Source organism: Spirillospora sp. NBC_01491, assembly GCF_036227065.1.
In the GTDB taxonomy this organism is placed as follows: Bacteria; Actinomycetota; Actinomycetes; order Streptosporangiales; family Streptosporangiaceae; genus Spirillospora; species Spirillospora xylanilytica.
Genome location: NZ_CP109432.1, coordinates 7,729,197 through 7,752,234, shown reverse-complemented (window position 1 = coordinate 7,752,234; position 23,038 = coordinate 7,729,197). Strand labels below are relative to the sequence as shown.

Below are 23,038 nucleotides of genomic sequence, written 5' to 3'. Positions count from 1 at the left end.
CCGTCCTGCCGCGATACCGCGCCGCCCTCACGGCCCAGGCCGGAGGGCGGCGCGGCGTGTTCCGGCGCGGGTCAGGCCAGGCCCGCCAGGCGGGTCTTGACGACCTTGCCCATCGCGTTGCGCGGCAGCCCGTCCACCAGGTGGACGACCCGGGGCCGCTTGTGCGCCGACAGCCGCCCGGCGACAAAGTCGATCAGCTCCCCCTCGGTCGCCCCGCCCGCCACCACGTACGCGGTCACCTGCTCGCCGAGATCGGCGTGCGGGGTGCCGATCACCGCCGCCTCCCGGACGCCCGGATGCGCGAGCAGCGCGTTCTCGACCTCCCCGGCCCCGATCCGGTACCCGCCGCTCTTGATCAGGTCGGTGGACGCGCGGCCGACGATGCGGTGCCAGCCGTCCGGCCCGATCACCGCGATGTCGCCGGTGCGGAACCAGCCGTCCGCGGTGAAGGACTTCGCGGTGGCCTCGGGGCGGCCCAGGTAGCCCTCGAACAGCATCGGCGCCCGGACGTGCAGCTCGCCGGGCGTCTCCCCGTCGGCCGGGACCGGGCTCCCGTCCTCGGCGGCGAGCCGGGTCTCCACCCCCGCCAGCGGCGTCCCGACGTGCCCGGGGCGGCGGTCGCCGTCCGCGCGGGCGCTGAGGGTGATGAGGGTCTCGGTCATCCCGTACCGCTCGACGGGACGGTGCCCGGTGAGGCCCTCCAGGCGGTCGAACACCGGCACCGGCAGCGGCGCGCTGCCCGAGACCAGCAGCCGCGCGCCCCGCATCGCCCGCGCCGAGCCGGGGTCGTCGCACATCCGGGACCACACGGTCGGGACGCCGAAGAACAGCGACCCGCCCTCGTCGCGCGCGGCGGCGTACGCCTCGGGCCCGGGCCGTCCGGTGTGCACCAGCGGCGAGCCCACCCGCAGCGGCCCGAGCACCCCGAGGATCAGCCCGTGGACGTGGAACAGCGGCAGCCCGTGCACCACGACGTCGCCCGGCGTCCACGCCCACGCCTCGGCCAGCGCGTCCAGCCCCGCCGCGATCGCCGCCCGCGAGATCAGCACGCCCTTCGGCGGCCCGGTCGTCCCGCTGGTGTAGAGGATCAGCCCGGCCGGACCGGGCTCGCCCGAAGGCGGGGTCCCCCCGCGCGGCAGCTCGTCCACCGGGACGAACGCGGGCTCGCCCTCCCGCTCGTCGCCCCTGGCGCCCAGGATCAGCCGGGCCCCGGAGTCACCGAGGATGTGCGCGCGCTCGTCCGGTCCCGAGTCGGGCGGGATCGGCACCACCGGGACCCCGGCCAGCAGCCCGCCGACCACCGCCGCGACGGTCTCCAGCGACGCTGTCGCGTGCACCGCGACGGCATCCGCGCCCTTCACCTCCGCCGCGACCGACGCCGCCCGGCCGAACAGCGCCTCCCGCGTCAGGGACCGCCCGGCGACCCGCACCGCCGCATCGCCACCCGCACCGCCGAACAGGTCAGCCATCGGTTCCGCCTCCAACTCGTCGACTCCTGGAAGTATGCCGTCCGTGCCGACCATGACCTATGCCGAGCTCGCCGAACGCCTCCTCGCCCTCCCGCCCTCCTGCGGGCCCGCGCGCGTGGTGGCGATCGACGGCCCGAGCGGCGCGGGCAAGTCGACCTTCGCCGGACGCCTCGCCGGGGCGCTCGGCGGCGCGCCCCTCGTCCGCTCGGACGACTTCCGGGTGCCGTGGGACGCCGACCCGCTCACCTGGTGGCGCCCGCTCGCCGAGACCGTCCTGACGCCCCTCGCCGCCGGCGAGCCCGGCCTGCTGAGCCGCTACGACTGGCACCGCGACCGCTACGGCGTCCCCGAGAAGGTCCCGCCCGAGCCCGTCCTCATCGTCGAGGGCGTCGGCGCCGCCTGGTCCGGTTCGCCCGCCGCGTACCGGATCTGGATCGACGCCCCGCGCGCCCTGCGCCGCGCCCGCGCCCTGGACCGCGACGGCCCCGAGTACGGCGCCGCGTGGGACGGCTGGACCGTCCGCGAGGAAGACCACTTCCGCGCCGACCGCACCCGGACCCGCATCGACCTCGCCGTCGACGGCACCCGCCTCACCGGCCCGGCCTTCACCTGCCGATGAGTTCGGCGGACGCCGCGAGTCACCACCCCGAACCCACCACAAGGAGCCGAGCATGTCGAACACCGACGTCGTCCGCGCGCACTTCGAGAGCTACCTCGCCCAGGACCGCGCCGCCTCGGAACGGCTGACCGCCCCCGACTTCCGCTTCACCAGCCCGCAGGACGACCGCATCGACCGGGCGGCGTTCTACGAACGCTGCTTCCCCACCACCGGGCGCCTGACGTCCCAGAAGCTGCTGGAGGTCGTCCCCACCGGGGGCGACGACGTGTTCGTCCTCTACGAGTACGAGCTGAAGACCGGCGAGCGGTACCGCAACACCGAAGTGATCACCGTCCGGAACGGCCAGATCACCGAGGTCCAGGTCTTCTTCGGCGGCCGTGTTTCTCAAGCCCGGCCCGGCGTCCTCGCCTAGGGCTCGGACGCCGACCGTGCTTGGGCGAGCGCGACATCGCTTCGCGATCTGGCCGGTGGGGCTCGCCTCCGGCTTCGCCCCACCGGCCAGGTAACGCGCTCGCGCGACGGCTGAGGCACTTGAGGACAGCTCCTAGGCACGCAGGCGCGCCCAGACCCACTTGCCATACGGCTCGGTGCGCAGCACACCGCACTCGGACGCGAGGGCCTCGACCACCGGCAACCCCCAGCCGCCGTTGTTGTCGAAGTTGCCGGGATCGAGGTCCAGCGCCTCCAGGGTCAGCTCCACCACCGGCCGCGTCCGCGGCATCTCCCCGGCGGAATCCCAGACGCCCAGCAGCACGGCCCCCTGTTCCCGCGCGAACCTGACCCGGACCTCCCGTCCGGGCGCGGCCCGCACCGCATTCGCGACCAGCTCCCCGGCGATCAGTCGGACGTCGTCCACAAGCCGCGCCAGACCCCATTCGACCAGCCGGAACTCGACCAGGCATCGCACCTGCCCCGCCACCGTGAGCGCGGCCGTGCAGGTCATGTCCAATTCGCCGGATGTCAATGCGTCAATGCCCATCCCGACCCTCCTGTCTGCCGTTTCCCAGACAAGAGTCACGCTCCGCAGTTAGCCTGTCGCGTATCGTTGACACATCAGATACACCCAAGGGGCAAAATGAGCCTCATAGAATCGCTGGACCCCGACACTTCGTTCCGCCACTGGATAGCCGCTGACCTGCGCTTCTACCGCGAAAAGGCCGATCTATCCCTGTCACAGATGGGACGGATCATTGGTTGCACCCGGCACACTGTGTCGAACATCGAGCATGCCCGTGACGGATTCAACCTGAATGATCACCAGGCCGGACGGGCCGACGCCTTCTTCGGCCTCAACCATCACTTCGCTCGCCTGGTCCGGTACAGCCGATCCGCTCATGATCCCGACTGGTACACCGAGCATGTCGGCCTCGAAGCCAGGGCATCCTTGATCAGAATCTTCGAGCTTGCCGTGATCCCCGGTCTCCTCCAGACACCGGACTACGCGCACGCACTGCTCACGGCGGGACGCACGCCCGATATCGGGGATCAGGTCGCCAAGCGAATGAATCGGCAGAAGATCCTCACGAAACCCACGCCTCCTGAACTGTGGGTTCTCCTTGCCCAGAGCGTCCTGACACTTCCGGTCGGCGGCCCGATGATGATGCGCGTCCAACTCGGCCATCTCCTGGAAATGGGAGGACTCCCGAACGTAACGATCCGTGTCGTCCCCGATGAAGAGGGCGCTCACCAGGGACTCGCCGGCGCCTTCAAACTCCTCACGGTCAACGGCAAGGACGTGGTGTACACGGAAGCCAACGGCGGTGGAAGACTGGTGCAGGGAGCTTCGGAGATACAGACGTTCGCGAGATGGTACGACCGCATCGGCGCGCAGGCACTGTCCGAACGCTCTTCACGGAGTTTGATCGAGCGGGTGATGGAGGCTATGAAGTGAGCACAACCCCCCGATGGCGGAAGTCGAGCCGCAGCGGCGTGAATCAGAACACCGACTGCGTCGAGGTCGCCGCCCTCCCCCAGATGATCGGTGTCCGGGACAGCAAGGCGCCGGGCGCCGGGCACCTCGCTCTCGCCCTCGAGCACTTCGCCCACCTTGTGGCCCGCGTCAAGCGCGGCGAGCTGGACGGCTGAGCGCCTCCACAACTCGTGGTTGTCCGCCGTCGGCGTGTCGGTTGTTGGACACCGCCTGACCGGTTCCGGTTCCATGAGCGTCGCCAAGGCGATCACGACACCCCCCGCCGCAGCGCAGCGCCCGGTGGCCCCGCCCGGCGAGTCGTCTCGTGCGCCAGAACACGCTCGTTCCCCAAGGAGAGACATGACCGCCACGCCCCCGCCGCTGCATCCACGGACGACGGCACTGCTCGTCATGGACTACCAGCCGGGAATCCTGGCCTCGCTCCCCGGGCAGCCCGAGCCGCAGGAGCTACTGTCGCGGGTGGCCGGTGCCGTGGCCGACATGCGGAAGTACGGCGGCACCATCGCCCACGTCCGGGTCGGGTTCACCGAAGCCGACTGGGCGGCGATCCCGCCGGCCAACACCACGTTCTCCTTCATCGGCCGGCAGCGCCTCATGCACCACGCGGACCCTGCCACGGACTTTCACGGCCAACTCGCTCCCGAGCCCGGCGACATCACCGTCCGCAAGACCCGTTTCGGCGCGCTGTCCACGACGGACCTCGACCGGCAACTGCGGGAGCGCGGGATCACCACGCTGGTCCTCGCCGGCATCAGCACCAGCGGCGTCGTCCTGTCCACCGTCACCGACGCCGCCGACCGCGACTACCGGCTCTACATCCTGTCCGATGGCGTGGCCGACTCGGACCCGCACGTCCACCAGACCCTGATGACCGGCGTCTTCCCGAGGCTGGCCCACATCATCGACACCGCCGAACTACGCTCGCTCCTCCAGCAGGACCAGCCCGGACCGACAGCCGACGATGGGGCATTACCGCCGATGATCAGCGACCCCCAGGGCCCGCCGAGCGCCGTCGAGCGCTGGCAGGAGTACGTGGACGTGCACGACTTCCTGGATCAGGTCCGCCTGCGACCGAACATGTGGCTGACCGGCGGCTCACTCCGGCAACTGGAGTCCATCCTCATCGGCTACCGCGTCGCGCTCGGTGTGCACGCCATCGACGAGCCCTTCCCCTTCTGGCCCGGTGAGGGCTTCGCCCGATGGCTCCTAGAGCGGCACGGCATGTCCGGCGCCATCGGCTGGGCCGCGGAGATCGAGCGCCGGACGCCGGACGGTTCCACGCCGGTCGACGAGTTCTTCCGGCTGCTGGACGAGTACCGGAGCGACATGGCAGAGCATGCTTGATCAAGGCGGCGAGGGTCCGGCCGCGGGCCCCGTCCAGGTACAGGTACGCGGACGGGGCGTCGACCTCTGGCGATGCGGTCGAGCCATTCGGTGAGCAGCGCGCCCCGCGGGTCCCCCGGGCCCGACCGGATTCCGCCAGTGGTGCCGGGACGTGCTCAAGCCGGCCTGACGGATGGACGGTCAGAGCGGGGAGGCGAGGATCCAGCCGCGGGCCTCGTCCAGGTAGCGGTCCAGGCGCAGGCCGGACGCGGCCAGGACGGCGGGCAGCTCCTCGTCGCCCAGGTGCCGTGAGGTGAAACGGTGCGTCCAGGTGCGGTCGCCCATGCGGTACTCGATGGCGGCCGACAGGATGCCGGGCTCGGGGCGGCTGACGTCGTGCATCCGGTAGCGGACGCCGTCGCGCTCCCAGGTGGACGGCGCGGCGGTCGCGAACATCTCGGGGCTCTCGCGCTGGACGATGACGTGGCCGGACGGGGCGAGGTGCCTGCGGCAGGCGTCCAGGAGGACGCGGCGGTCGCCGTAGCCGATCAGGAACGACATCAGCAGGACCGCGTCGAAGGTCTCGGGCAGCGCGAGGTCCTCGATGCGGGAGCGGACCGTCCGGGCGCCCTCGATGCGGGCGAGCATGGCCGCGGAGTCGTCGACCGCGACGACCGGGTGGCCGAGGTCCAGGAGGGGGTGGGTGACGCGGCCGGTGCCGGCGCCCAGCTCCAGGATGGACGCGCCGTCCGGGATCGCGGCGTGGACGAGCGCGGCGCTGGCGGTGTCCGGGGGCAGCGCGGCGTAGAACTCCACCGCCGAGCCGTCGGGGGCGATGTCGCCGGGGCCGGTGCCGCTCGCTCGCATGGCGTCTCCGTTCAGTCGAGGTCGGCCGAGGTCCGGCCGCCGGACAGGGTGGGGTAGCCGGGGCCGCGGTCGAAGAACGGGGCCGGGCCGCGTTCGGCGCGCAGGCGGGCGCGGAGGTCCGCCGTCGCGGCGGGGTCGCCGACGACCACACCGTAGTCGTCGCGGGCGCCCCGGACCGAGACCTTGCCGTCGCGGACGTCGGCGGCGACGCGGGCCGGGTCGCGGTCCAGCGGGTCGCCCCAGCCGCCGCCCCCGGTGGTGCGGATCCGGATCACCTGCCCGGCGCGGACGGGGTGGTCGTCGACCAGGCCCTCCATCTCCTCGCCGTCGATGTCGACGCGGAAGGGGCGCCCGGCCCGGCCCCCGTTGACGCCCCAGCACGCCAGGATCGCGCGGTCGGCGATCGACATGTAGCTGGCGTCGCGGAGCATCCGCAGCCGCTTGTCGTAGCCGAGGCCGCCGCGGTGCTCCCCCGGCCCGCCCGAGTCGACGGCGAGGCCGAGGCCCTCCACGACGAACGGCCAGCGCGCCTCGGCGAACTCGGCCGGGATGTTGCGGGAGTCGGGGACGACGTGGATGGTGTCCTCGCCGTCGGCGTAGTAGCGGCCCCCGGAGCCGCCGCCGAGCACCTCGCGCATCAGGTACGGGCCGCGGTCGTCCTCCCCGTACACGCCGGTGTAGCGGATCGTCTCCTGGTCGGCGGGCATCCGGCCGCCGGTGGCCTTGGCCAGGACGCCCGCCAGCACGCCGAGCAGCCGCAGGATGACGAACGTGCGGGCATTGGTCGGCGCCGGGAACACGGGCGTGAGCAGGGTGCCCTTGCCGGGGAACCGCATCTCGATGAGCGGCACCACGCCCTCGTTGACGTCCAGCTCGGCGGCGCGCTCGGGGGTGTCGGCGAGGTTGCGCAGGACGGGCGCCAGCCACTTCTTGAGGAAGACCCCGTCGGCGTAGTCGCCGGCGTGGTTGATCGGGCCCTTGGCCTGCGGGGACGTCCCGGTGAAGTCGATGACCAGCGGCACGTCCGCGGCCTTGTCGACGGTGAGGGTGATCCGCTGGGCGTGCAGCCGGGGCGGGTCGACGCCGTCGTGCTCGGCGTAGTCCTCCCAGGCGAACACGCCGTCGGGGATCTTGGCGAGCAGCTCGCGGCGGAACGTCGCGGTGGTCCGGTCGATGATCGCGTCGAAGCACGCCTCGACGTCCGCGCGGCCGTACCGGGCGAACAGCTCGCCGAGCCGCCGCGCGCCCATCAGGCAGGCCGAGCACTCGGCGTCCAGGTCGCCGGCGAGCGAGTCGGGCATCCGCGAGTTGCGGGTCATGATGCGCAGCGCCGCCTCGTTCGGCACGCCCCGGTCATACAGCTTGATCGGGGGGACCATCAGGCCCTCCTCGAAGGCGCTGCGCGCGTGGCCGGGCATCGAGCCGGGCACCGCGCCGCCGATGTCGTCGTGGTGGCCGAACGCCTGGACGAACGCGACCACCTCGCCGTCCTGGAAGACCGGGACGGTGACGCACAGGTCCGGGAGGTGCCCGATGCCGCCCTCGGACAGGTACACGTCGTTGTGGAAGTACACGTCGCCGGGACGCATCGTGCCGAGCGGGAAGTCGCGGGCGATCGGCTGCACCAGCGCGGAGTAGGAGCGGCCGGTGAGCTTGCGCAGGCGGCGGTCGTGGATCCCGGCGCGGAAGTCGTGCGCGTCCCGGATCATCGGGGACCGCGCGGTGCGGGCGATGGCGGTCTCCACCTCGCGCTCGACCGACCCGAGGGTGCCCTCGACGATCTCCAGCAGGACGGGGTCGGGGGCCGTCATCGCCGGACCACCACCAGGTTGCCGAGGCCGTCCACGCGGGCGCGGAAGCCGGGGTGCAGCGGGAGGGTCGAGCCGAACTCCTCGATGACGGCGGGGCCCTCGACCTCCGCGCCGGGCGGGAGCTTCTCGCGCCGGTACACCGCCGCCTCCGTCCACGCGTCGAAGTAGACCTCGCGGAGGCCGGCCGGCGCCGCCGCCCCGGACCCGGCCGGGCGTTCGCGCAGGCGGGGGCGGGTGATGGGGCCGATCCCGGAGACCCGCAGGTTGACCCATTCGACGGGGTGCCGGCCGGCGTCGTCGCGGTGGCCGTAGCCGTACAGGGCGGTGTGGGCGTCGTGGAAGCGCCGGACGACCTCCGCGCGGAACGCCTCGCCGACCGGCCCGTCCGGCGCCGGGACCCGCACCTCGAACGCCTGGCCGTAGTAGCGCAGGTCGGCCGAGCGGGCGAAGCGGCGGTGCCCGTCCGGGAAGCCCTCGCGGGCCAGGGCGTCGCCGGCCTCGCGTTCCAGGTCCGCGTAGACCCCGCCCAGGTCGGACGGGTCGAGCTCGGCGTCGCGGACGACGCGGGTGCGCACGTGGTCGTTCTTGACGTCGACGGTGAGCAGCCCGAACGCCGACACGTTGCCGGGGTTCTCCGGGACGACGGCGGCGGGCAGGCCGAGCACGTCCAGCAGGCGGCAGGCCAGCAGCGGCCCGGACCCGCCGAACGCGACCAGGGGGTAGTCGCGCACGTCCAGGCCGCGTTTGACGGTGATCTGCCGGATCGCGTTGGCCTGGTTCCAGGCGGAGATCTCCAGGATCCCGGCGGCGGCGCGCTCGGGGGTGAGGCCGAGCCGGGCGGCGAGGTCGCCGATGCCCGCGCGGGCCGCCGGCACGTCCAGCGGCACCTCGCCGCCGAGCAGGTGCGGCGGGATCCGGCCGAGCACGACGTGCGCGTCGGTGACGGTCGCCTCCGTCCCGCCGCGCCCGTAGCAGAGCGGGCCCGGGTCGGCGCCGGCGCTGCGCGGGCCGACCTTCAGCGCGCCCTCCGGCGAGATCCACGCGACCGAGCCGCCGCCGGCGCCGACCGTGACGATGTCGATCATGGGGATCTTGACCGGGTGCCGGCCGATCGACCCCTCGGTGGTGAGGGTCGGCTCGCCGTCCAGCACGACCGCGACGTCGGTGGAGGTCCCACCGCCGTCCAGGGTGACCACCGACCCGTGCCCGCTGCGCGCCACCACGAACGCCGCGCCGAGCGCGCCCGCGGCCGGGCCGGACAGGACGGTGGTGATCGGCTGGCGCGCGACCTCCTCGGCCGACAGGACGCCGCCGTTGCTCTTCATGACCAGCAGGGGCGCCGGGGCCGCCGCCCCGATCCGGGCCAAGTAGCCGTTCACCGCGGGTTTGACGGCGGCGTCCACGAGGGTGGTCACCGAGCGTTCGTACTCGCGGTACTCGCGCAGCACCTCGCACGACAGCGACACCACCGCCTCGGGGTGCTCGCGGCGCAGCACCTCGCGCATCGCCAGCTCGTGCGCGGGCGCCGCGTAGGAGTGCAGGAAGCACACGCCGATCGCGCGGATCCCCTGGTCGCGGAACCAGCGGGCCGCCTCGGCCGCGCCCGCCTCGTCGAAGGGGCGCAGCTCGGCGCCGGTGTGGTCGAGGCGCCCGCCGACCGTCCGGACCCGGTGCACCGGGACGATCCGCGGCGGCTTCACCCAGAAGTAGCTGTTGCCGTACCCGTCCGGGACGCTCTGCCGGGCGATCTCCAGGATCGCGCCGAAGCCCTCGGTGGTGATGAACCCGAGGTCCTCGATCCGGTCCTCCAGCAGCCGGTTGGTGGCCACGGTGGTGCCGTGCGACAGCGCCGCGACGTCCGCCGGACCCGCGCCTGCGAGGCCGAGCACCTTGGCGGTGGCCGACGCGAATCCGCGCGCCGGGTCCGCGGGCGTCGAGGGGGTCTTGGTGGTGATGATCTCCCCGGTGTCCTCGTCCAGGGCGACGACGTCGGTGAACGTCCCGCCCGTGTCGATCCCGATCCGCAGCCGACGTGCCATGCCAAGGGTCTACCGGCCGCGGCGCCCGGCGGAAACGTCGCAACCTGCCAATCGGGCGGGGCCTCTTTGGGCAGACCACTTTGCCGTTAGGCTGAACGGCGTTCATCCGACCCACCGACGACCTGCTGGAGCCCGCACATGGCGCTAGAACGGCCCGAGATCGACTTTCCCGAGGGTCAGCCGCCCGACTACCTCGACATCACCGACATCACCGAGGGCGACGGCCCGGAGGCCACCAAGGGCTCCACGGTGGCGATGCACTACGTCGGGGTGGCCTTCTCCAGTGGCGAGGAATTCGACGCCTCCTGGAACCGCGGCAGCACGCTCGACTTCGAGCTCGGCGCGGGCCGCATGATCAAGGGCTGGGACATGGGCATCCCGGGGATGAAGGTCGGCGGCCGGCGCAAGCTGGTCATCCCGCCGCACCTGGCCTACGGCGACCGCAGCCCGAGCCCGGCGATCAAGCCCGGCGAGACGCTGATCTTCGTGGTCGACCTGGTCTCGGTGAGCTGACGCTCACCGGCTCGGCCGGCGGCCTCAACGGCGGGCAATCGGGGGGTGAAATTCTCCCCCGATGCCCGCCTTAGCCGTTTCCGGGTGGAGACCGTTCGGTATCAGCCGTGCATGATCCGGGCGCGCGGGCTGACCAAGCAGTACGGGCCGAAGACGGCGGTCGACCATGCCGACTTCACCGTCGTGCCCGGCCGCGTCACCGGGTTCCTCGGGCCGAACGGCGCGGGCAAGTCCACCACGATGCGGATGATCCTCGGGCTGGACCGGCCCACCGCGGGCGACGTCACCGTGAACGGCCGGCACTACCGCGAGTTCGCCGCGCCGCTGCACGAGGTCGGCGCGCTGCTGGACGCCAAGGCCGTGCACGGGGGCCGCAGCGCCTACAACCACCTGCTGTGCCTGGCGCAGAGCAACGGCATCCCGCGCCGCCGGGTGGACGAGGTCATCGCGCTGGTCGGCCTCCAGACCGTCGCCAAGAAGCCCTCGCGGGGGTTCTCGCTCGGCATGGGCCAGCGGCTCGGCATCGCCGGCGCACTGCTCGGCGATCCCGGCATCCTGATGTTCGACGAGCCGGTGAACGGGCTGGACCCCGAGGGCATCCTGTGGATCCGCACGCTGATGCGGCGGCTCGCGTCCGAGGGCCGCACCGTGTTCGTGTCGAGCCACCTGATGTCGGAGATGGCGGTCACCGCCGACCACCTCGTGGTCATCGGCCGGGGCCGGATCCTCGCCGACACCGGGATGCGGGACTTCATCGACGCCAACGCCACCAGCCACGTCCGGGTCAGGTCGCCGCAGCTCGGCGAGCTGGAGCCGCTGCTGGCGGCGCGGGGCTGGCGGGTGGAGAGCGACCCCGACCTGAGCCTGCGGGTGTACGGGGCCGGTTCCGCGCAGGTCGGGGACATCGCCGCCGACCACGCGATCCGGCTGCACGAGCTGGGCATCGTCCAGCCGTCCCTGGAGGAGGCGTTCATGCAGCTCACCGAGGACACCGTCGAGTACCACGCCGGGCTGCCCGAGCCCGAGACGCCGCCGGGGACCCCGCCGGACGCCGCGCCGCCCGGCGGCGGGGGCCGGGGATGACCGCCGCCGCGGCGCCCGCACCCGCCGCGCCGGTGCGGAAGGCGTCCTTCGGCAACGTGCTCCTGTCCGAGTGGACGAAGATCCTCACGGTCAAGTCCACGTTCTGGACGCTGCTGGCCGGCGCGATCATCGTGATCGGGTTCTCGGCGCTGTGGGCGCTGGCGTTCACCACCTCCTACGACCAGCTCTCGCCGGCGGACCGGGCCACCCTCGAGCCGACCACCCCGATGCAGATCGCGTTCTACTTCGGCGAGGTGGTCTTCGGCGTGCTCGGCGTGCTGGTGATCACCACCGAGTACGGCACCGGGATGATCCGCACCTCGCTGACCGCGATGCCGCGCCGCGGCCACTACCTGGCCGCCAAGGCGCTGGTGCTCGGCGGCGTGGTGCTCGTCGCCGGGATGGTGGTCTCGTTCGCCTCGTTCTTCGTCAGCCAGGCCGTCCTGATGGCGCAGGACCTGAACGGCTCGCTCGGCGACAAGGGCGTGCTGCGCTCGGTGATCGGCGGCGGGATCTACCTGGCGCTGATCGCGGTCATGGCGCTCGGGGTCGGCACGCTGCTGCGGCACACCGCGGGCTCGGTGGTCGCGGTGTTCGTGATCCTGTTCATCCTCGGCATCGTCGGCAACTTCCTCCCCGGGCGGTGGGGCGAGACGGTCAACAAGTACCTGCCGTCCAACGCGGGCGCCGCGATCCTGTCGCCGGGCACGCCGGGCAACTCGCTCAGCCCCTGGACGGGGCTCGGGCTGTTCGCGCTGTACACGGCGATCGTGCTGGTGGTCGCGCTCGTCCTCTTCGAGCGCCTGGACGCCTGAGCCCGAGCTGCCCGAGCCCGCGCCGGCCGTGCGGCCGAGCCCCGGGCTAGCCGTGCGGGCGCTGACCGTGCGGGAAGGCGGTGGACGCCTCGCCGAGAAGATCGGCGGCGTGCTCGCGGTACAGCGCCAGGTTGCGTTCGGCCAGGTGGTCGAAACCGTGCGGCACCGACGAGCCCGGCGTCAGCGACGCCATCGCCGCGTCCGGGTCCAGGCGCGCGGCGGCCCAGTCCTCGTGCGAGGCGGCGCGCGCGACGACCTCGGCGATCGGCGTGACGACCATCGAGTTGCCGAAGTAGAGGGTGCCGGCCGGATCGGCCCCGACGGCGTTGGCGGCCACCACGTACACGTGGTTGTCGTACGCGCGGGCGCGGCAGGTCAGCTCCCAGATGTCGGCCGAGCGCAGCAGCGCGGACGGGCGGCAGACGATCTCGGCGCCACGCACCGCCTGGATCCGCCACAGCTCGGGGAAGTCGCCGTCGAAGCAGATCGCCATGCCGATCCGCCCGAGCTCGGTGTCCACGACGCGGACGCCGGTGCCGGACGTGGCCCAGCCGCCGTGCCGGACGTCCTCGACCCGGAACGGGTGCGTCTTGCGGTAGACCCCGAGGACGTCCCCGCCCGGCCCGATCAGGACCGCCGCGTTGTGCACGGTCCCGGGCGCGGCGCCCCGCTCGTAGGTGCCGGCGCACAGGTGCACGCCGAGATCGCGCGCCGCCTCCTGGAGCGGCTCGGTGACGGGCCCGGGCACCGCCGAGACCAGCCCCCACAGGTCGGCGGCCGGGATCCCCGGGTTGAAGCCCGTGGTGCACGACTCGGGCAGCACCACCAGCTCGGCGCCGGAGCCCGTGACGCAGCGCGCCGTCCAGGCCACGGCCTTGTCGAGGTTGGCCCGCACGGTCGCGGCGGTGAGCGGTCCCGGCTCGGGCGCGAACTGCACCGCCGCCGCGGTGAAGGGCCTCATGCCGGACGTCCCGCGCGCCGCCCGCCGCGGCCGAGCGCGTAGCCGATGGCGACACCGGCCAGCGCGATCCCACCGCCCGTCGCGAACGCGGCGACCATCGGCCAGGGCGCGGTGCCGGCGGCGGGCGCCCGCCCTGGAGGCGGGCCGCCGGACGTGGTCACCACCGGCGCGTCGGCGACCGGCGCGGCGGTGGGCGAGGCGAGCGCGGGCGAAACGGCGGCGGGGACGGCGGCGGACTCTGCCGCGGCGGGCTCGGCTGCGGGCGCCGCGCGTTCGGCCTCCGGACGGGCCAGGTCCGCGGCGACGGCGGCGAAGAACTGCCCGGCGGTCCGCTTGGCGACGCCGCCGAGCATCCGCTGGCCGACACCGCCGATCATGCCGCCGACCGCGGCCTCGGCGTCGTAGTCGACCCGGGTCGAGCCGGCGCCGGCGCCGTCCGACAACCGCACCCGCACGGTGGCGTCGACGGTGCCGGGCGCGCCCTGGCCGCGGGCGCGCAGCACGAACGAGCGGGGCGGATCGGGGTCGGCCAGCTCGACCTGGCCGACATAGGTGCCCTGGACGGACGCGACGCCCGCCGACACCGTCATCCGGTAGGTGTCCGGGCCGGTGGGCTCCAGCGCGTGGCATCCGGGGATCGTTCTGGCCAGCACCGCGGGGTCCTGGAGCGCCTCCCAGACGCGCTGGACCGGGGCGGCGACGGTGGCACTGCCGGTGACCTGCATGGTCCGACCCTAGGGAATGGCGCGCCCCGGCCGAACGGCAAGAAGTGCCGAGTACACGCCGAGGATTGGGCAGTTCACCGTCCGAGCGCCCCGGCATGATCAGATATGTCGGGAAGATTCCGCGCCGTTCGCCCGAACCCCCGCCGGGCCCGGCGCGTCGACCGGAGAGGACCCCTGCCATCCCCGGCGAGCCGGACACGAACAGGAGAACATCGCTGATGCGAGCGAAGATGCCCGTGATCGCCACCGTGGGCGCCGTGGTGCTCGGCGTCGCCGCGGGCGGGTGGCCCGCGCTGGCCGCGCAGACGGGCGACTCGGGCCCGTCGGCGGAGGCCCGGTTCGGCGCGGTGCTCGCCGACCGGCAGTGGCCCGCGCCCGCGCCCGGCTCGTGGACGCCGCCGGAGCCGGCCAAGGACGGGCTGCCGCCGGTCGTCTCGCAGATCAAGACGCAGGACCGGGTCGTCTTCCTCACCATCGACGACGGCTACACCTACGACGCCGAGTTCGTGAACCTGGTGCGCAGGGAGAAGGTGCCGATCCTGACCTTCCTCACCTCCCGCTACATCCGGGGCGAGGGCCAGTACTTCCTGGCGATGCGCAACGCCGGGTCGCCGATGGAGAACCACACCATCAGCCACCCCGACATGAAGTCGCTCGGCCCCGAGGCCCAGAAGAAGGAGATCTGCGAGTCGTCCGACAAGATCGGCGCGCAGTACGGGCGGCGGCCCGAGATCTTCCGGCCGCCGTTCGGCAGCTTCAACGAGGCCACCCGCAGGGCCGGCAAGGAGTGCGGCATCAAGTCGTTCCTGCTGTGGTCGGCCGAGTACTACAACGGCACCTCGGGGCCCGGCGTCGGCTTCAACGGGTTCGCGCGCGGCGACGGCGGCAAGGGCTTCAAGCCCGGCGACATCATCCTCATGCACTACCGCACGGGCCTCGCGGGGCAGTTCAAGACGATGCTCGGCTGGATCAAGCAGCAGGGCTTCCGTCCCGCCGCGGTGCAGAACTACCTGCCGCGCTCCTTCGGCGGCAACGCCCCCGACGCGCCCGGCCCGGCCGGCACGCCCGAGTGAGGCCCGTGCCGAAGGGCGCGGTCCCGGCCGTGCTCCTCGCCCTGGTGACGGCGTCGTGCTCGCCGTCCGGCAGCGCGAAGGACGACGTGTCCGCCGCGATGGACGCCTTCGTCAAGGCCGCCCGGGACGGGGACGTCAAGGAGGTCTGCGGTCACATGGCCAAGGTGTACCGGGACGGCGGGTGCGAGCAGAACTGGTCGGACCGGGCGTTCCTGGCGACGCTCGGCAAGGCGGGCGTCAAGGTCGGCAAGGTCGACGAGAAGGCGGGCGAGGCGACCGTCTCGGTCACCGTGCCCGGCGCGGGCGGACGACCGCGCACCAGCGACTGGGAGCTGGTCAGGGTCGACGGGGACTGGCAGATCGCCCTCATGGGCCGCTGACCGCGCGGGTGCGCAGCGCGGGGTCGTGCTCGGCGCGGCGGCGCAGGTCGAACAGCTCGTCCGGGGAGAGCGGCATGGCGTCCACCCGGAGGCCCTCGGCGTCCTCGACCGCGGAGGCGATCACCGCCGACACCGGGATCACGCCGGCCTCGCCCGCGCCCTTGACGCCGAGCGGGTTGAGCGGCGACGGGGTCTCCAGGTGGTCGGTCTCGATGTGCGGCACCTCGGTCGCGTACGGCATCAGGAAGTCCATGAACGAGGCGTTCAGGAGCTGCCCCGACGCGTCGTACACCATCCGCTCGTAGAGGGCGCCGCCGATGCCCTGCGCCACTCCCCCGTGGATCTGGCCCTCCACCACCATCGGGTTGATGAGCCGCCCGCAGTCGTGCACCACCGCGTACCGCAGCACCCGCACCTCGGCGGTGTCCGGGTCGACCTCCACGATCGCCGCGTGCGCGCCCGCCGCGAACGTGGACCGGACCGGCGAGTAGTAGTCGCGGCCCTCCAGCCCCGGCTCGTCGCCCGCCGCGACCGGCGGCTCGGACGGCGACCCGCCCACGGCGAACTGGGTCGCGGCGGCGGTCTGCTCGTCGAAGGCGTACCGCAGCGGGTTGGACAGCACCGCGACCGTCCGCAGCGGCACCGACGCCGACCGGTCGCCGCGCACGTGCACCTCCCCCTCGGTGATCTCCAGATCGGACGGGTCGGCCTCCAGCGCCTCGGCGGCGATCCGCAGCGCCTTGGCGCGCACCTTGCGGCAGGCGAGCGCGATCGCGTTGCCGCTCATCACCGCGGCGCGGGACGCGAAGGTGCCGACCGCGTACCCGAACCGGCGGGTGTCGCCGGTCGTGACGTGCACGTCGGCGATCGGCACGCCGAGCTCGGTGGCGGCGATCTGCGCGAACACGGTCTGGTGGCCCTGCCCCTGCGAGGTCAGCCCGGTCGACACGTGCACCCGCCCGGCCGAGTCGATCTCGACGTGCCCGCCCTCGTACGGGCCGACGCCGGTGCCCTCGACGTAGCAGCCGAGCCCGACGCCGATCCGGCGGCCCCGCGCCGCCGCCTCGGCCCGGAGCGCGCCGAAGCCGTCCCAGCCGATCAGGTCGCGCACCTTGCGGAGCAGCCCGGGGTAGTCGCCCGAGTCGTAGATCAGCGGGCGGCCGTCCTGGAACGTCAGGCCCTGGTCGTAGGGGAACTCGTCCGGCTGGATGAAGTTGGCCGCGCGCACCTCGCCGCGGTCGAGGCCGAGGTGCCCGGCGATGCGGTCCATCGTCCGCTCCATGCAGAACACGCCCTGCGGACGGCCCGCGCCCCGGTACGGGGTGACGATGAGGGTGTTGGTGTAGAGGCTGACGACCTCGGCCCGGTACGCACCGATCTTGTACGGGCCGAGGAGCTGGGTGGAGGTGACGATCGGGATGACGATGCCGTACGGGGTGTAGGCGCCGTGGTCGTGCCGGATCCGCACGTCCAGCCCGAGCACCCGGCCCGCGCCGTCGAACCCGACCCGCACGTCGTGGAGCTGACCGCGCTCGTGCGCCGCCGCGACGAAGTGCTCGCGCCGGTCCTCGGCCCACTTGACCTCGCGGCCGAGCAGCCGCGCCGCCCACGGGACCAGCACCTCCTCCGGCCACGGGTGGACGATCTTCACGCCGAACCCGCCGCCGACGTCGGGCGCGACGACCTCGACCTTGCCCGCCGGCAGGTCCAGCCGCGCCGCGATCGCCGCGCGCACGCTGGTGGACGCCTGGGTGGAGGTGTAGACGCGCAGCGACCCGTCGTCGGCGTCCCAGCGCGCGCAGACGCCGCGTCCCTCCAGCGGGGTGGACGCGCTGCGCTCGATCGCGAGCCGGAACTCCAGCACGTGCGGGGCCGCGTCGATCGCCGCCGCCGCGTCGCCGTTCTCCTGGAGCAGCACCGCGCCGACGTTGCCCGGCACGTCGTCGTGCACCAGGTCGCGGGCGGCCTCGGCGTTCTCGATGCCGACGACGGCGGGCAGCCGCTCGTACTCGACCCGGATCAGCCCGGCGGCGTCCTCGGCGAGGTAGCGGTCGGCGGCGACGACCATCGCGACCGGCTCGCCGACGTGCCGGACGACGTCGCGGGCCAGCGGCCGGGCCGTCCGCCCGTGGGTGAGCGCGGGATGCGGGAGGAGCACCGGCAGCGGCGCCCCGACCTGGTCCGGCAGGTCCTCGAAGGTGTAGATCGCGACGAGGCCGTCCACGTCGAGCGCGCCGGTCACGTCGATGTCGAGGATGCGGGCGTGGGCGTGCGGGGACCGGACGAACGCCGCCGCGAGCGCGTCACGGCCGAGATCGTCGAGGAACCGGCCGCGCCCGGTGAGCAGCCTCGGGTCCTCGCGGCGCGCGACCGGCTCGCCGAACATCCGCGTGCTCACCGTCCGCCCTCCCCTGCCTCGCCGGCCGGGGGCCCGCCGGACGCGGGATCGGCGGCGATCAGCTCGGAGGCGCGGCGGACCGACCGGCGGATGTTCTGGTAGCCGGTGCAGCGGCACAGGTTGCCCGAGATCCCTTCGAGGATCTCGTCGTCGGTGGGGCGCGGGGTGTCGCGCAGCAGCGCGGTCACGGTGCACAGGAAGCCGGGCGTGCAGAACCCGCACTGGAGGCCGTGGCATTCCTGGAACGCGCGCTGGACGGGCGACATCTCCCCGTCCGGCGCGGCGAGGCCCTCCACGGTGGTGACCTCGTGGCCGGAGGCGGTGACCGCGAACATCAGGCACGACCGCACCGGCTCCCCGTCCAGCAGCACCGTGCAGCATCCGCACACGCCGTGCTCGCAGCCGACGTGCGTGCCGGTCAGCCCGAGCCCGTGCCTGAGCAGGTCCGACAGCAGCCGCCGCGCGGGCGCGCGGGCCGTGCGGCGCACCCCGTTGACGGTCAGCTCGATCTCGAAGGTCTCCTCCGTCATCGGCCCTCCCCGGCCCGGTCGATCGCGTCGGCGGTCGCGGCCCGCAGCGCGCGCCCGGTCAGGACGCCCGCCAGGTGCCGCCGGTAGTCGGCGCTCGCATGGATGTCGGACTCGGGATCGACCCGCTCGCGCGCGTACGCGGCGGCGTCCTCCCAGTCGCCGCCGCCCGAGACCGCGTCCGCGCCCGCGCAGGCCGCGGTCAGGTCGAGGACGAGCGGAACGCCCGCGACGCTCAAGTACCCGGCGCGCGCCGCCGCGACCCGCAGGCCCGCGTCGAGGGTGACCGTCGCGGCCACCCCCACCAGCGCGTAGTCGCCGTGCCTGCGGGCGATCTCGACGAACGCGGTGCCGGTGCGCGGCGGCAGCGCCGGGAAGAACGCCGACACGGCCAGCTCGCCGGGGAGCAGGGCCGGCTCCAGCGGGCCGAGGAAGAACCCGCCGGCCGGGATCGTCCGGCGCCCGGCCGCCGAGGCCGCCTCCACCGAGCCGTCCAGCAGGGCCAGGACGGCGGGCAGCTCGGCGGACGGATCGGCGTGGGCCAGGCTGCCGACCACGGTCCCCCGGTTGCGGACCACCGGGTGGGCGACGTGCGCCAGCGCCCGGCGCAGCAGCGGCTGGACGGCGGCGGCCTCGGCCGAACGCCCGACCCGGGCGTGCCGGGCGAGCGCGCCGACCCGCACGCCCGCGCCGGTGACCTCGAGGGTGTCGAGCTCCGCGACGCGGTTGATGTCGACGAGGCGCTCGGGCGCGGCCAGCCGCATGTTGAGCAGCGGGATGAGGCTCTGCCCGCCCGCCAGCACCTTGCCCACGCCCCCTCCGCCGGTGTCGCTGCCGGTGCCGGGTGCGGCCGGGGCGAGGGCGGCGAGGGCCTCGGGGAGGGTGCGCGGGGCGCGGTAGGCGAAGGGCGGCGGCTTCACGGCGGCGTCAGCCCGCGTCCGTCGTGGGCGGGCGCACCGGGCCGCCGATCTCCCGTTCGTCCGGCGCGATCATGCCCCCGCCGGTGCCGTCCGGGCCCCGCCGGGCACCGGCCACGGCGTTCAGCGCGTGGTACCCGACCAGCACCGCGACGGTGCCGAACGCGATGCCCTGGAGCGGGAAGTCATCGGTGATCTTGAGAGTGACGTCGCCGATGGCCAGGATGACGGCGGCGGCGACCGGGACCAGGTTGACCGGGTCGGCGAAGTCGACCCGGTTCTCGATCCAGATCTTCGCGCCGAGCAGGCCGATCATCCCGTACAGCACCACGGTGATGCCGCCGAGCACGCCGCCCGGCGTCGCCGCCACCAGCGCCCCGAACTTCGGGCACAGCCCGAACGCGATCGCCACCACCGCCGCCACGTAGTACGCCGCCGTCGAGTAGATCCGGGTGGCGGCCATGACGCCGATGTTCTCGGCGTAGGTGGTGGTGGGCGAGCCGCCGACCCCGCTGGCCAGCACCGTGCCGAGCCCGTCGGCGGCGATCGCGCGGCCGAGCACCGGGTCCAGGTCGTCGCCGGTCATCGCCGCGACCGCCTTGACGTGCCCGGTGTTCTCGGCGATCAGCGCGATCACGGCGGGCAGGGCGAGCAGGATCGCCGAGGTCGTGAAGTCGGGCGCGTGCAGGCTCGGGAAACCGAACCAGTCGGCGCCCTTGATGCCGGTGAAGTTCACCCGGTCGTGCGGGAACGCGGTCGCGACGCAGTACGGGCCCTCCTTCGCGCACGGCCGGCCCGCCGCGTCCAGCAGGTTCTGGCCCGGCAGCACCGAGGTGATGCGGCCCGCGACGTTGTCGAGCACCCACGACAGGACGAACCCGAAGACCAGCGCCAGCAAGATCGACACCCGCGCCCAGAAGCCGCGCAGCAGCACCGTGCACAGCACCGCGAACGCCAGCGTCAGCAGGCCCGTCCACTGGTCCTGCGGCCAGTAGGTGTTGGCGACCACCGGCGCCAGGTTGAACCCGATCAGCATCACCACCGCGCCGGTCACCACCGGCGGGAACACCCGCTGGACCACCTCGCCGCCGAGCACGTGGATGAGCACCCCGACCGCGACCAGCACCGCGCCCGCGACCAGGATCGCGCCGGTCACCGTGGCGCTGTCGCCGCCCGCCGCGCGGATCGCGGCGACCGCCCCGACGAACGAGGCGCTGCTGCCCAGGTAGCTCGGCACCCGCCCGCGCACGATCAGCAGGAACAGGATCGTCGCGACCCCGGACATCATGATCGACAGGTTCGGGTCCAGGCCCATCACGACCGGGAACACGAACGTCGCCCCGAACATCGCGACCACGTGCTGGGCGCCGATGCCCGCGGTCCGCGGCCAGGTCAGGCGCTCGTCCGGCCTGACCACCTCGCCGGGGGGCGGGGTCCGCCCGTCGCCGTGCAGCTTCCAGCCCATCACCATCGGGGCCCTCCTCCGGGGCTGTACCCGAGCGGCGGCCTCCCGCTGCGGCCGTGCTCATGCGGGCAAGGTAGATCTACCCAGGTGGGCGGGCATCGGCGACAACTGCCAAACCGCGGGTCCACGTTTGGGAGGTAAGGGCGGGGGATGTCACGGCCCGGGCGGCGGGCGCTCAGATCCCCCTCATCCGCAGCACGTGCAGGGCGAGGGTCAGGTTGAGCCGCAGATGCGCGTCCTCGGTGAACCTGCCGAGCATCCGCTCCAGCTTCCCGATCCGATAACGGAGCGTATTGTAGTGGAAGTGCAGCCGCCGTGCCGTCTCGGCCACGTTGAGGTTGGTCTCCAGCAGCACCTGAAGGGTGCGGCGCAGGTCGACCAGCTCCGGCTCGTCGTCGGCGGCCAGCACGCCCAGCGTCTCGCGGACGAACGCGTGCAGTTCGGCCGGGTCCGACACCAGGCTGAGCAGCCGGTACACGCCGAGCTGGTCGAAGTGCGCGCGGGCCCCGGCGCCGTGCAGCTGCCGCCCGACCCGCACCGCCTTGACCGCCTGGTCGTAGGCCTCGGGCAGCGCGGCGGGCGAGGTCACGGTGCGGCTGATCCCGGTCGAGAAGGTGCGCCGCACCGCCAGATGCTCGGCGAACACCGCCGCCGCCTCCTTGACCAGCGTTTGGACCGGTCCTGCGGCGGCGCCCTCGAGATCGTCGCCGTCCACCCCGATGACCGCGACGACCTCGTGCGCGAAGCTGGCGACCGCCGCGCCCCGGTCGTGCCGGCGCACCGCCGTCGTCCAGGCGGCGGCGAGCCGCTCCTGGGCCGTCCGCTCCTCCGCGCCCCGCCCGCTGCGCGCACCGCCCGCACCACCGGTGCCGGACGCGTCGGCGTCGGCGCCGCGTCCCCGGGACGCGGCCTCGCCGCCGGGCGCCGCGGCCACGGCACCCCGGGCCCGTCCGCCCGGTTCGGCGGCGCGGGGCCTGGCCTCCGCCTCCGTCCCGCGCGGGCGCCCGTCCAGCTCGGCGACGACCACCATCACCGGCCGGTCCAGGTCCCAGCCGAACCCGTCGCAGTGCGCCACGACCCGGTCGTCGTCGCCCGCCCGGCCGGCCAGGATGTCGCGCAGGAAGTCGGCCCGGTACTTGCTCTCGACCGCCGCGACGGCCTGCTGCTTGGTTACCACCAGCGCGGCGACGGTCGCGGCGCGCTCCAGGATGCCGAGATCGGTGCCGCGCAGCGCCGCGCTCGGGCTGAACGCGATGATCCGTCCGTGGTCGAAGCCGCCCGCCACCACCGGCACCACCAGGTGGTCGCCGGTGCCGTGCGCGCCGCCGAGGCCGCAGCCGCCGCGCCCGCACGCCGCGTGCCGGCCCGCGTCGAACGCCCGCATCGCCTGCACGTGCTCCTCCGGCCCGGCGCCCGCCACGACCCGCTGCTCGCCGTCCAGGACGACGACCGCGACCTCCAGCAGGGCGGCCACCTCGTCCACCACCTCCTGGAGGCCGCCGCCGCACAGCACGATCTGCACCAGCGCGCGGTGCACCTCCTCGGTGCGGGCGAGCACGGCCGCCTGCCGGTTGAGGATGTCGGTCAGCACCTGGTTGAGGATGTCGTCGAAGCCGACGTCGTTGGGCAGCAGGATCAGCGGGAAACCGCGCCGGTCCGCCTGCGCGATCATCTCCGCGGGCAGCGTCTCCAGGTACCGGCCCAGCTTGATCGCCAGCGCCGCCAGGCCGCGCTCGTCCAGGTCGGCGACCAGGTTGTCGAGCGACTGGGGGGTGTTGCGCAGGGGGTAGCCGGTGGTCAGCAGCAGCTCGTTGGGCTTGACCCACGACAGGATGTCGGGGACCTCCATCACGTTGAGCCGCTGGACGATGCGGCCGAGGCCGCTCCGGCCCGCGATGAGGCGGGCACCGTTCAGGGTGGAGACGCCGAGAACCTCGCCGACCGAGAGGCCGTGGGTCAGTGTTCCGGTGCTAGCGAGCCGGAGGGCCGGTGGGCCCGGGTCCGCGCTGGTGTCACTCATGCCAGGGGTCACCTCGCCTTTTGGTGCGTACATCGCCCGAAACGGCGTGATCGCTACCGCTTTCTGATCAACCCTGACAACAAAGACGAACGATGACAACCAT

General features: G+C 73.5%; 22 protein-coding genes. 10 read left to right on the top strand and 12 right to left on the bottom strand.

The window, feature by feature from the left end:
• Positions 1-71: 71 nt before the first annotated feature.
• Positions 72-1,469: an acyl-CoA synthetase gene (locus OHA34_RS36050; RefSeq protein WP_329520123.1), complete on the bottom strand. Its 1,398-nt coding sequence runs from the start codon at positions 1,467-1,469 to the stop codon at positions 72-74.
• Positions 1,470-1,521: 52 nt separating this feature from the next.
• On the opposite strand from OHA34_RS36050, the gene OHA34_RS36045 reads away from it, so the two are divergent.
• Together OHA34_RS36045 and OHA34_RS36040 are read left to right on the top strand one after the other, a co-directional pair.
• A complete protein-coding gene (locus OHA34_RS36045; protein WP_285938549.1) occupies positions 1,522-2,088 on the top strand; it encodes a uridine kinase family protein in 567 nt (188 codons plus the stop codon).
• 52 nt (positions 2,089-2,140) lie between these two features.
• A complete protein-coding gene (locus tag OHA34_RS36040) occupies positions 2,141-2,500 on the top strand; it encodes a nuclear transport factor 2 family protein (RefSeq protein WP_285936829.1) in 360 nt (119 codons plus the stop codon).
• 132 nt (positions 2,501-2,632) lie between these two features.
• Here the strand turns inward: OHA34_RS36040 and OHA34_RS36035 are convergent, their stop codons facing one another.
• Positions 2,633-3,067, bottom strand: coding sequence for an ATP-binding protein (locus OHA34_RS36035; protein WP_285936830.1), 435 nt, complete (start codon positions 3,065-3,067; stop codon positions 2,633-2,635).
• Positions 3,068-3,163: 96 nt separating this feature from the next.
• On the opposite strand from OHA34_RS36035, the gene OHA34_RS36030 reads away from it, so the two are divergent.
• The 3 genes from OHA34_RS36030 to OHA34_RS36020 all read left to right on the top strand — a co-directional run bounded on the left by OHA34_RS36030 (position 3,164) and on the right by OHA34_RS36020 (position 5,362).
• Positions 3,164-3,979 (top strand): Scr1 family TA system antitoxin-like transcriptional regulator, encoded by an 816-nt coding sequence (locus OHA34_RS36030; protein ID WP_329520121.1) that lies wholly within the window; start codon positions 3,164-3,166, stop codon positions 3,977-3,979.
• The gene (locus OHA34_RS36025) at positions 3,976-4,173 is read left to right on the top strand and encodes a DUF397 domain-containing protein (protein WP_329520120.1); all 198 of its coding nucleotides are present in this window, start codon (positions 3,976-3,978) and stop codon (positions 4,171-4,173) included. The genes OHA34_RS36030 and OHA34_RS36025 overlap by 4 nt, the downstream gene beginning before the upstream one ends.
• A gap of 184 nt (positions 4,174-4,357) precedes the next feature.
• Positions 4,358-5,362 (top strand): cysteine hydrolase family protein, encoded by a 1,005-nt coding sequence (locus OHA34_RS36020; protein WP_329520119.1) that lies wholly within the window; start codon positions 4,358-4,360, stop codon positions 5,360-5,362.
• A gap of 180 nt (positions 5,363-5,542) precedes the next feature.
• Here the strand turns inward: OHA34_RS36020 and OHA34_RS36015 are convergent, their stop codons facing one another.
• The 3 genes from OHA34_RS36015 to OHA34_RS36005 are packed head-to-tail and all read right to left on the bottom strand — an operon-like array spanning position 5,543 to position 10,058.
• Entirely contained in the window at positions 5,543-6,208 is a 666-nt protein-coding gene (locus OHA34_RS36015; protein ID WP_285936835.1) for a class I SAM-dependent methyltransferase, read from the bottom strand.
• An 11-nt stretch (positions 6,209-6,219) separates the two neighbouring features.
• Positions 6,220-8,019 (bottom strand): hydantoinase B/oxoprolinase family protein, encoded by a 1,800-nt coding sequence (locus OHA34_RS36010; RefSeq protein ID WP_329520118.1) that lies wholly within the window; start codon positions 8,017-8,019, stop codon positions 6,220-6,222.
• The gene (locus tag OHA34_RS36005; protein ID WP_329520117.1) at positions 8,016-10,058 is read right to left on the bottom strand and encodes a hydantoinase/oxoprolinase family protein; all 2,043 of its coding nucleotides are present in this window, start codon (positions 10,056-10,058) and stop codon (positions 8,016-8,018) included. Before OHA34_RS36005 ends, OHA34_RS36010 begins: the two co-directional genes overlap by 4 nt.
• Before the next feature lie 138 nt (positions 10,059-10,196).
• Between OHA34_RS36005 and OHA34_RS36000 the strand changes: the two genes are divergently transcribed.
• From OHA34_RS36000 to OHA34_RS35990, 3 genes are all read left to right on the top strand, one after another.
• Positions 10,197-10,571 (top strand): FKBP-type peptidyl-prolyl cis-trans isomerase, encoded by a 375-nt coding sequence (locus tag OHA34_RS36000; protein WP_329520116.1) that lies wholly within the window; start codon positions 10,197-10,199, stop codon positions 10,569-10,571.
• Between the two features lie 111 nt (positions 10,572-10,682).
• Positions 10,683-11,654 carry an ABC transporter ATP-binding protein gene (locus tag OHA34_RS35995; RefSeq protein ID WP_329520115.1) on the top strand — a complete coding sequence of 324 codons (972 nt, stop codon included), beginning with the start codon at positions 10,683-10,685 and terminating at the stop codon, positions 11,652-11,654.
• A complete protein-coding gene (locus OHA34_RS35990) occupies positions 11,651-12,469 on the top strand; it encodes an ABC transporter permease subunit (protein WP_285936840.1) in 819 nt (272 codons plus the stop codon). Before OHA34_RS35995 ends, OHA34_RS35990 begins: the two co-directional genes overlap by 4 nt.
• Positions 12,470-12,515: 46 nt before the next feature.
• Here the strand turns inward: OHA34_RS35990 and OHA34_RS35985 are convergent, their stop codons facing one another.
• Both OHA34_RS35985 and OHA34_RS35980 read right to left on the bottom strand, forming a co-directional pair.
• Positions 12,516-13,430 carry a carbon-nitrogen hydrolase family protein gene (locus OHA34_RS35985; protein WP_329520114.1) on the bottom strand — a complete coding sequence of 305 codons (915 nt, stop codon included), beginning with the start codon at positions 13,428-13,430 and terminating at the stop codon, positions 12,516-12,518.
• Complete coding sequence (locus tag OHA34_RS35980) at positions 13,427-14,155, bottom strand: SRPBCC family protein (RefSeq protein ID WP_329520113.1); 729 nt, start codon at positions 14,153-14,155, stop codon at positions 13,427-13,429. Before OHA34_RS35980 ends, OHA34_RS35985 begins: the two co-directional genes overlap by 4 nt.
• A 218-nt stretch (positions 14,156-14,373) precedes the next feature.
• Between OHA34_RS35980 and OHA34_RS35975 the strand changes: the two genes are divergently transcribed.
• Together OHA34_RS35975 and OHA34_RS35970 are read left to right on the top strand one after the other, a co-directional pair.
• A complete protein-coding gene (locus OHA34_RS35975) occupies positions 14,374-15,228 on the top strand; it encodes a polysaccharide deacetylase family protein (RefSeq protein WP_285936843.1) in 855 nt (284 codons plus the stop codon).
• Positions 15,229-15,233: 5 nt separating this feature from the next.
• Complete coding sequence (locus OHA34_RS35970; protein WP_285936844.1) at positions 15,234-15,608, top strand: hypothetical protein; 375 nt, start codon at positions 15,234-15,236, stop codon at positions 15,606-15,608.
• Here the strand turns inward: OHA34_RS35970 and cutA are convergent.
• The 5 genes from cutA to OHA34_RS35945 form a co-directional block, all read right to left on the bottom strand.
• Positions 15,595-18,006: an aerobic carbon-monoxide dehydrogenase large subunit gene (gene cutA, locus OHA34_RS35965; RefSeq protein ID WP_329520112.1), complete on the bottom strand. Its 2,412-nt coding sequence runs from the start codon at positions 18,004-18,006 to the stop codon at positions 15,595-15,597. The two genes, OHA34_RS35970 and cutA, sit on opposite strands and share 14 nt — an antisense overlap.
• Positions 18,003-18,536 (bottom strand): (2Fe-2S)-binding protein, encoded by a 534-nt coding sequence (locus tag OHA34_RS35960; protein ID WP_285936846.1) that lies wholly within the window; start codon positions 18,534-18,536, stop codon positions 18,003-18,005. Before OHA34_RS35960 ends, cutA begins: the two co-directional genes overlap by 4 nt.
• On the bottom strand, positions 18,533-19,453 hold the full coding sequence (locus tag OHA34_RS35955) for an FAD binding domain-containing protein (protein ID WP_285936847.1): 921 nt from the start codon (positions 19,451-19,453) through the stop codon (positions 18,533-18,535). The genes OHA34_RS35960 and OHA34_RS35955 overlap by 4 nt, the downstream gene beginning before the upstream one ends.
• A 7-nt stretch (positions 19,454-19,460) precedes the next feature.
• Positions 19,461-20,921, bottom strand: a complete 1,461-nt coding sequence (locus tag OHA34_RS35950) for a uracil-xanthine permease family protein (RefSeq protein ID WP_329520111.1) — start codon at positions 20,919-20,921, stop codon at positions 19,461-19,463.
• Positions 20,922-21,090: 169 nt separating this feature from the next.
• Positions 21,091-22,935: a PucR family transcriptional regulator gene (locus OHA34_RS35945; RefSeq protein WP_329520110.1), complete on the bottom strand. Its 1,845-nt coding sequence runs from the start codon at positions 22,933-22,935 to the stop codon at positions 21,091-21,093.
• Positions 22,936-23,038: the final 103 nt, after the last annotated feature.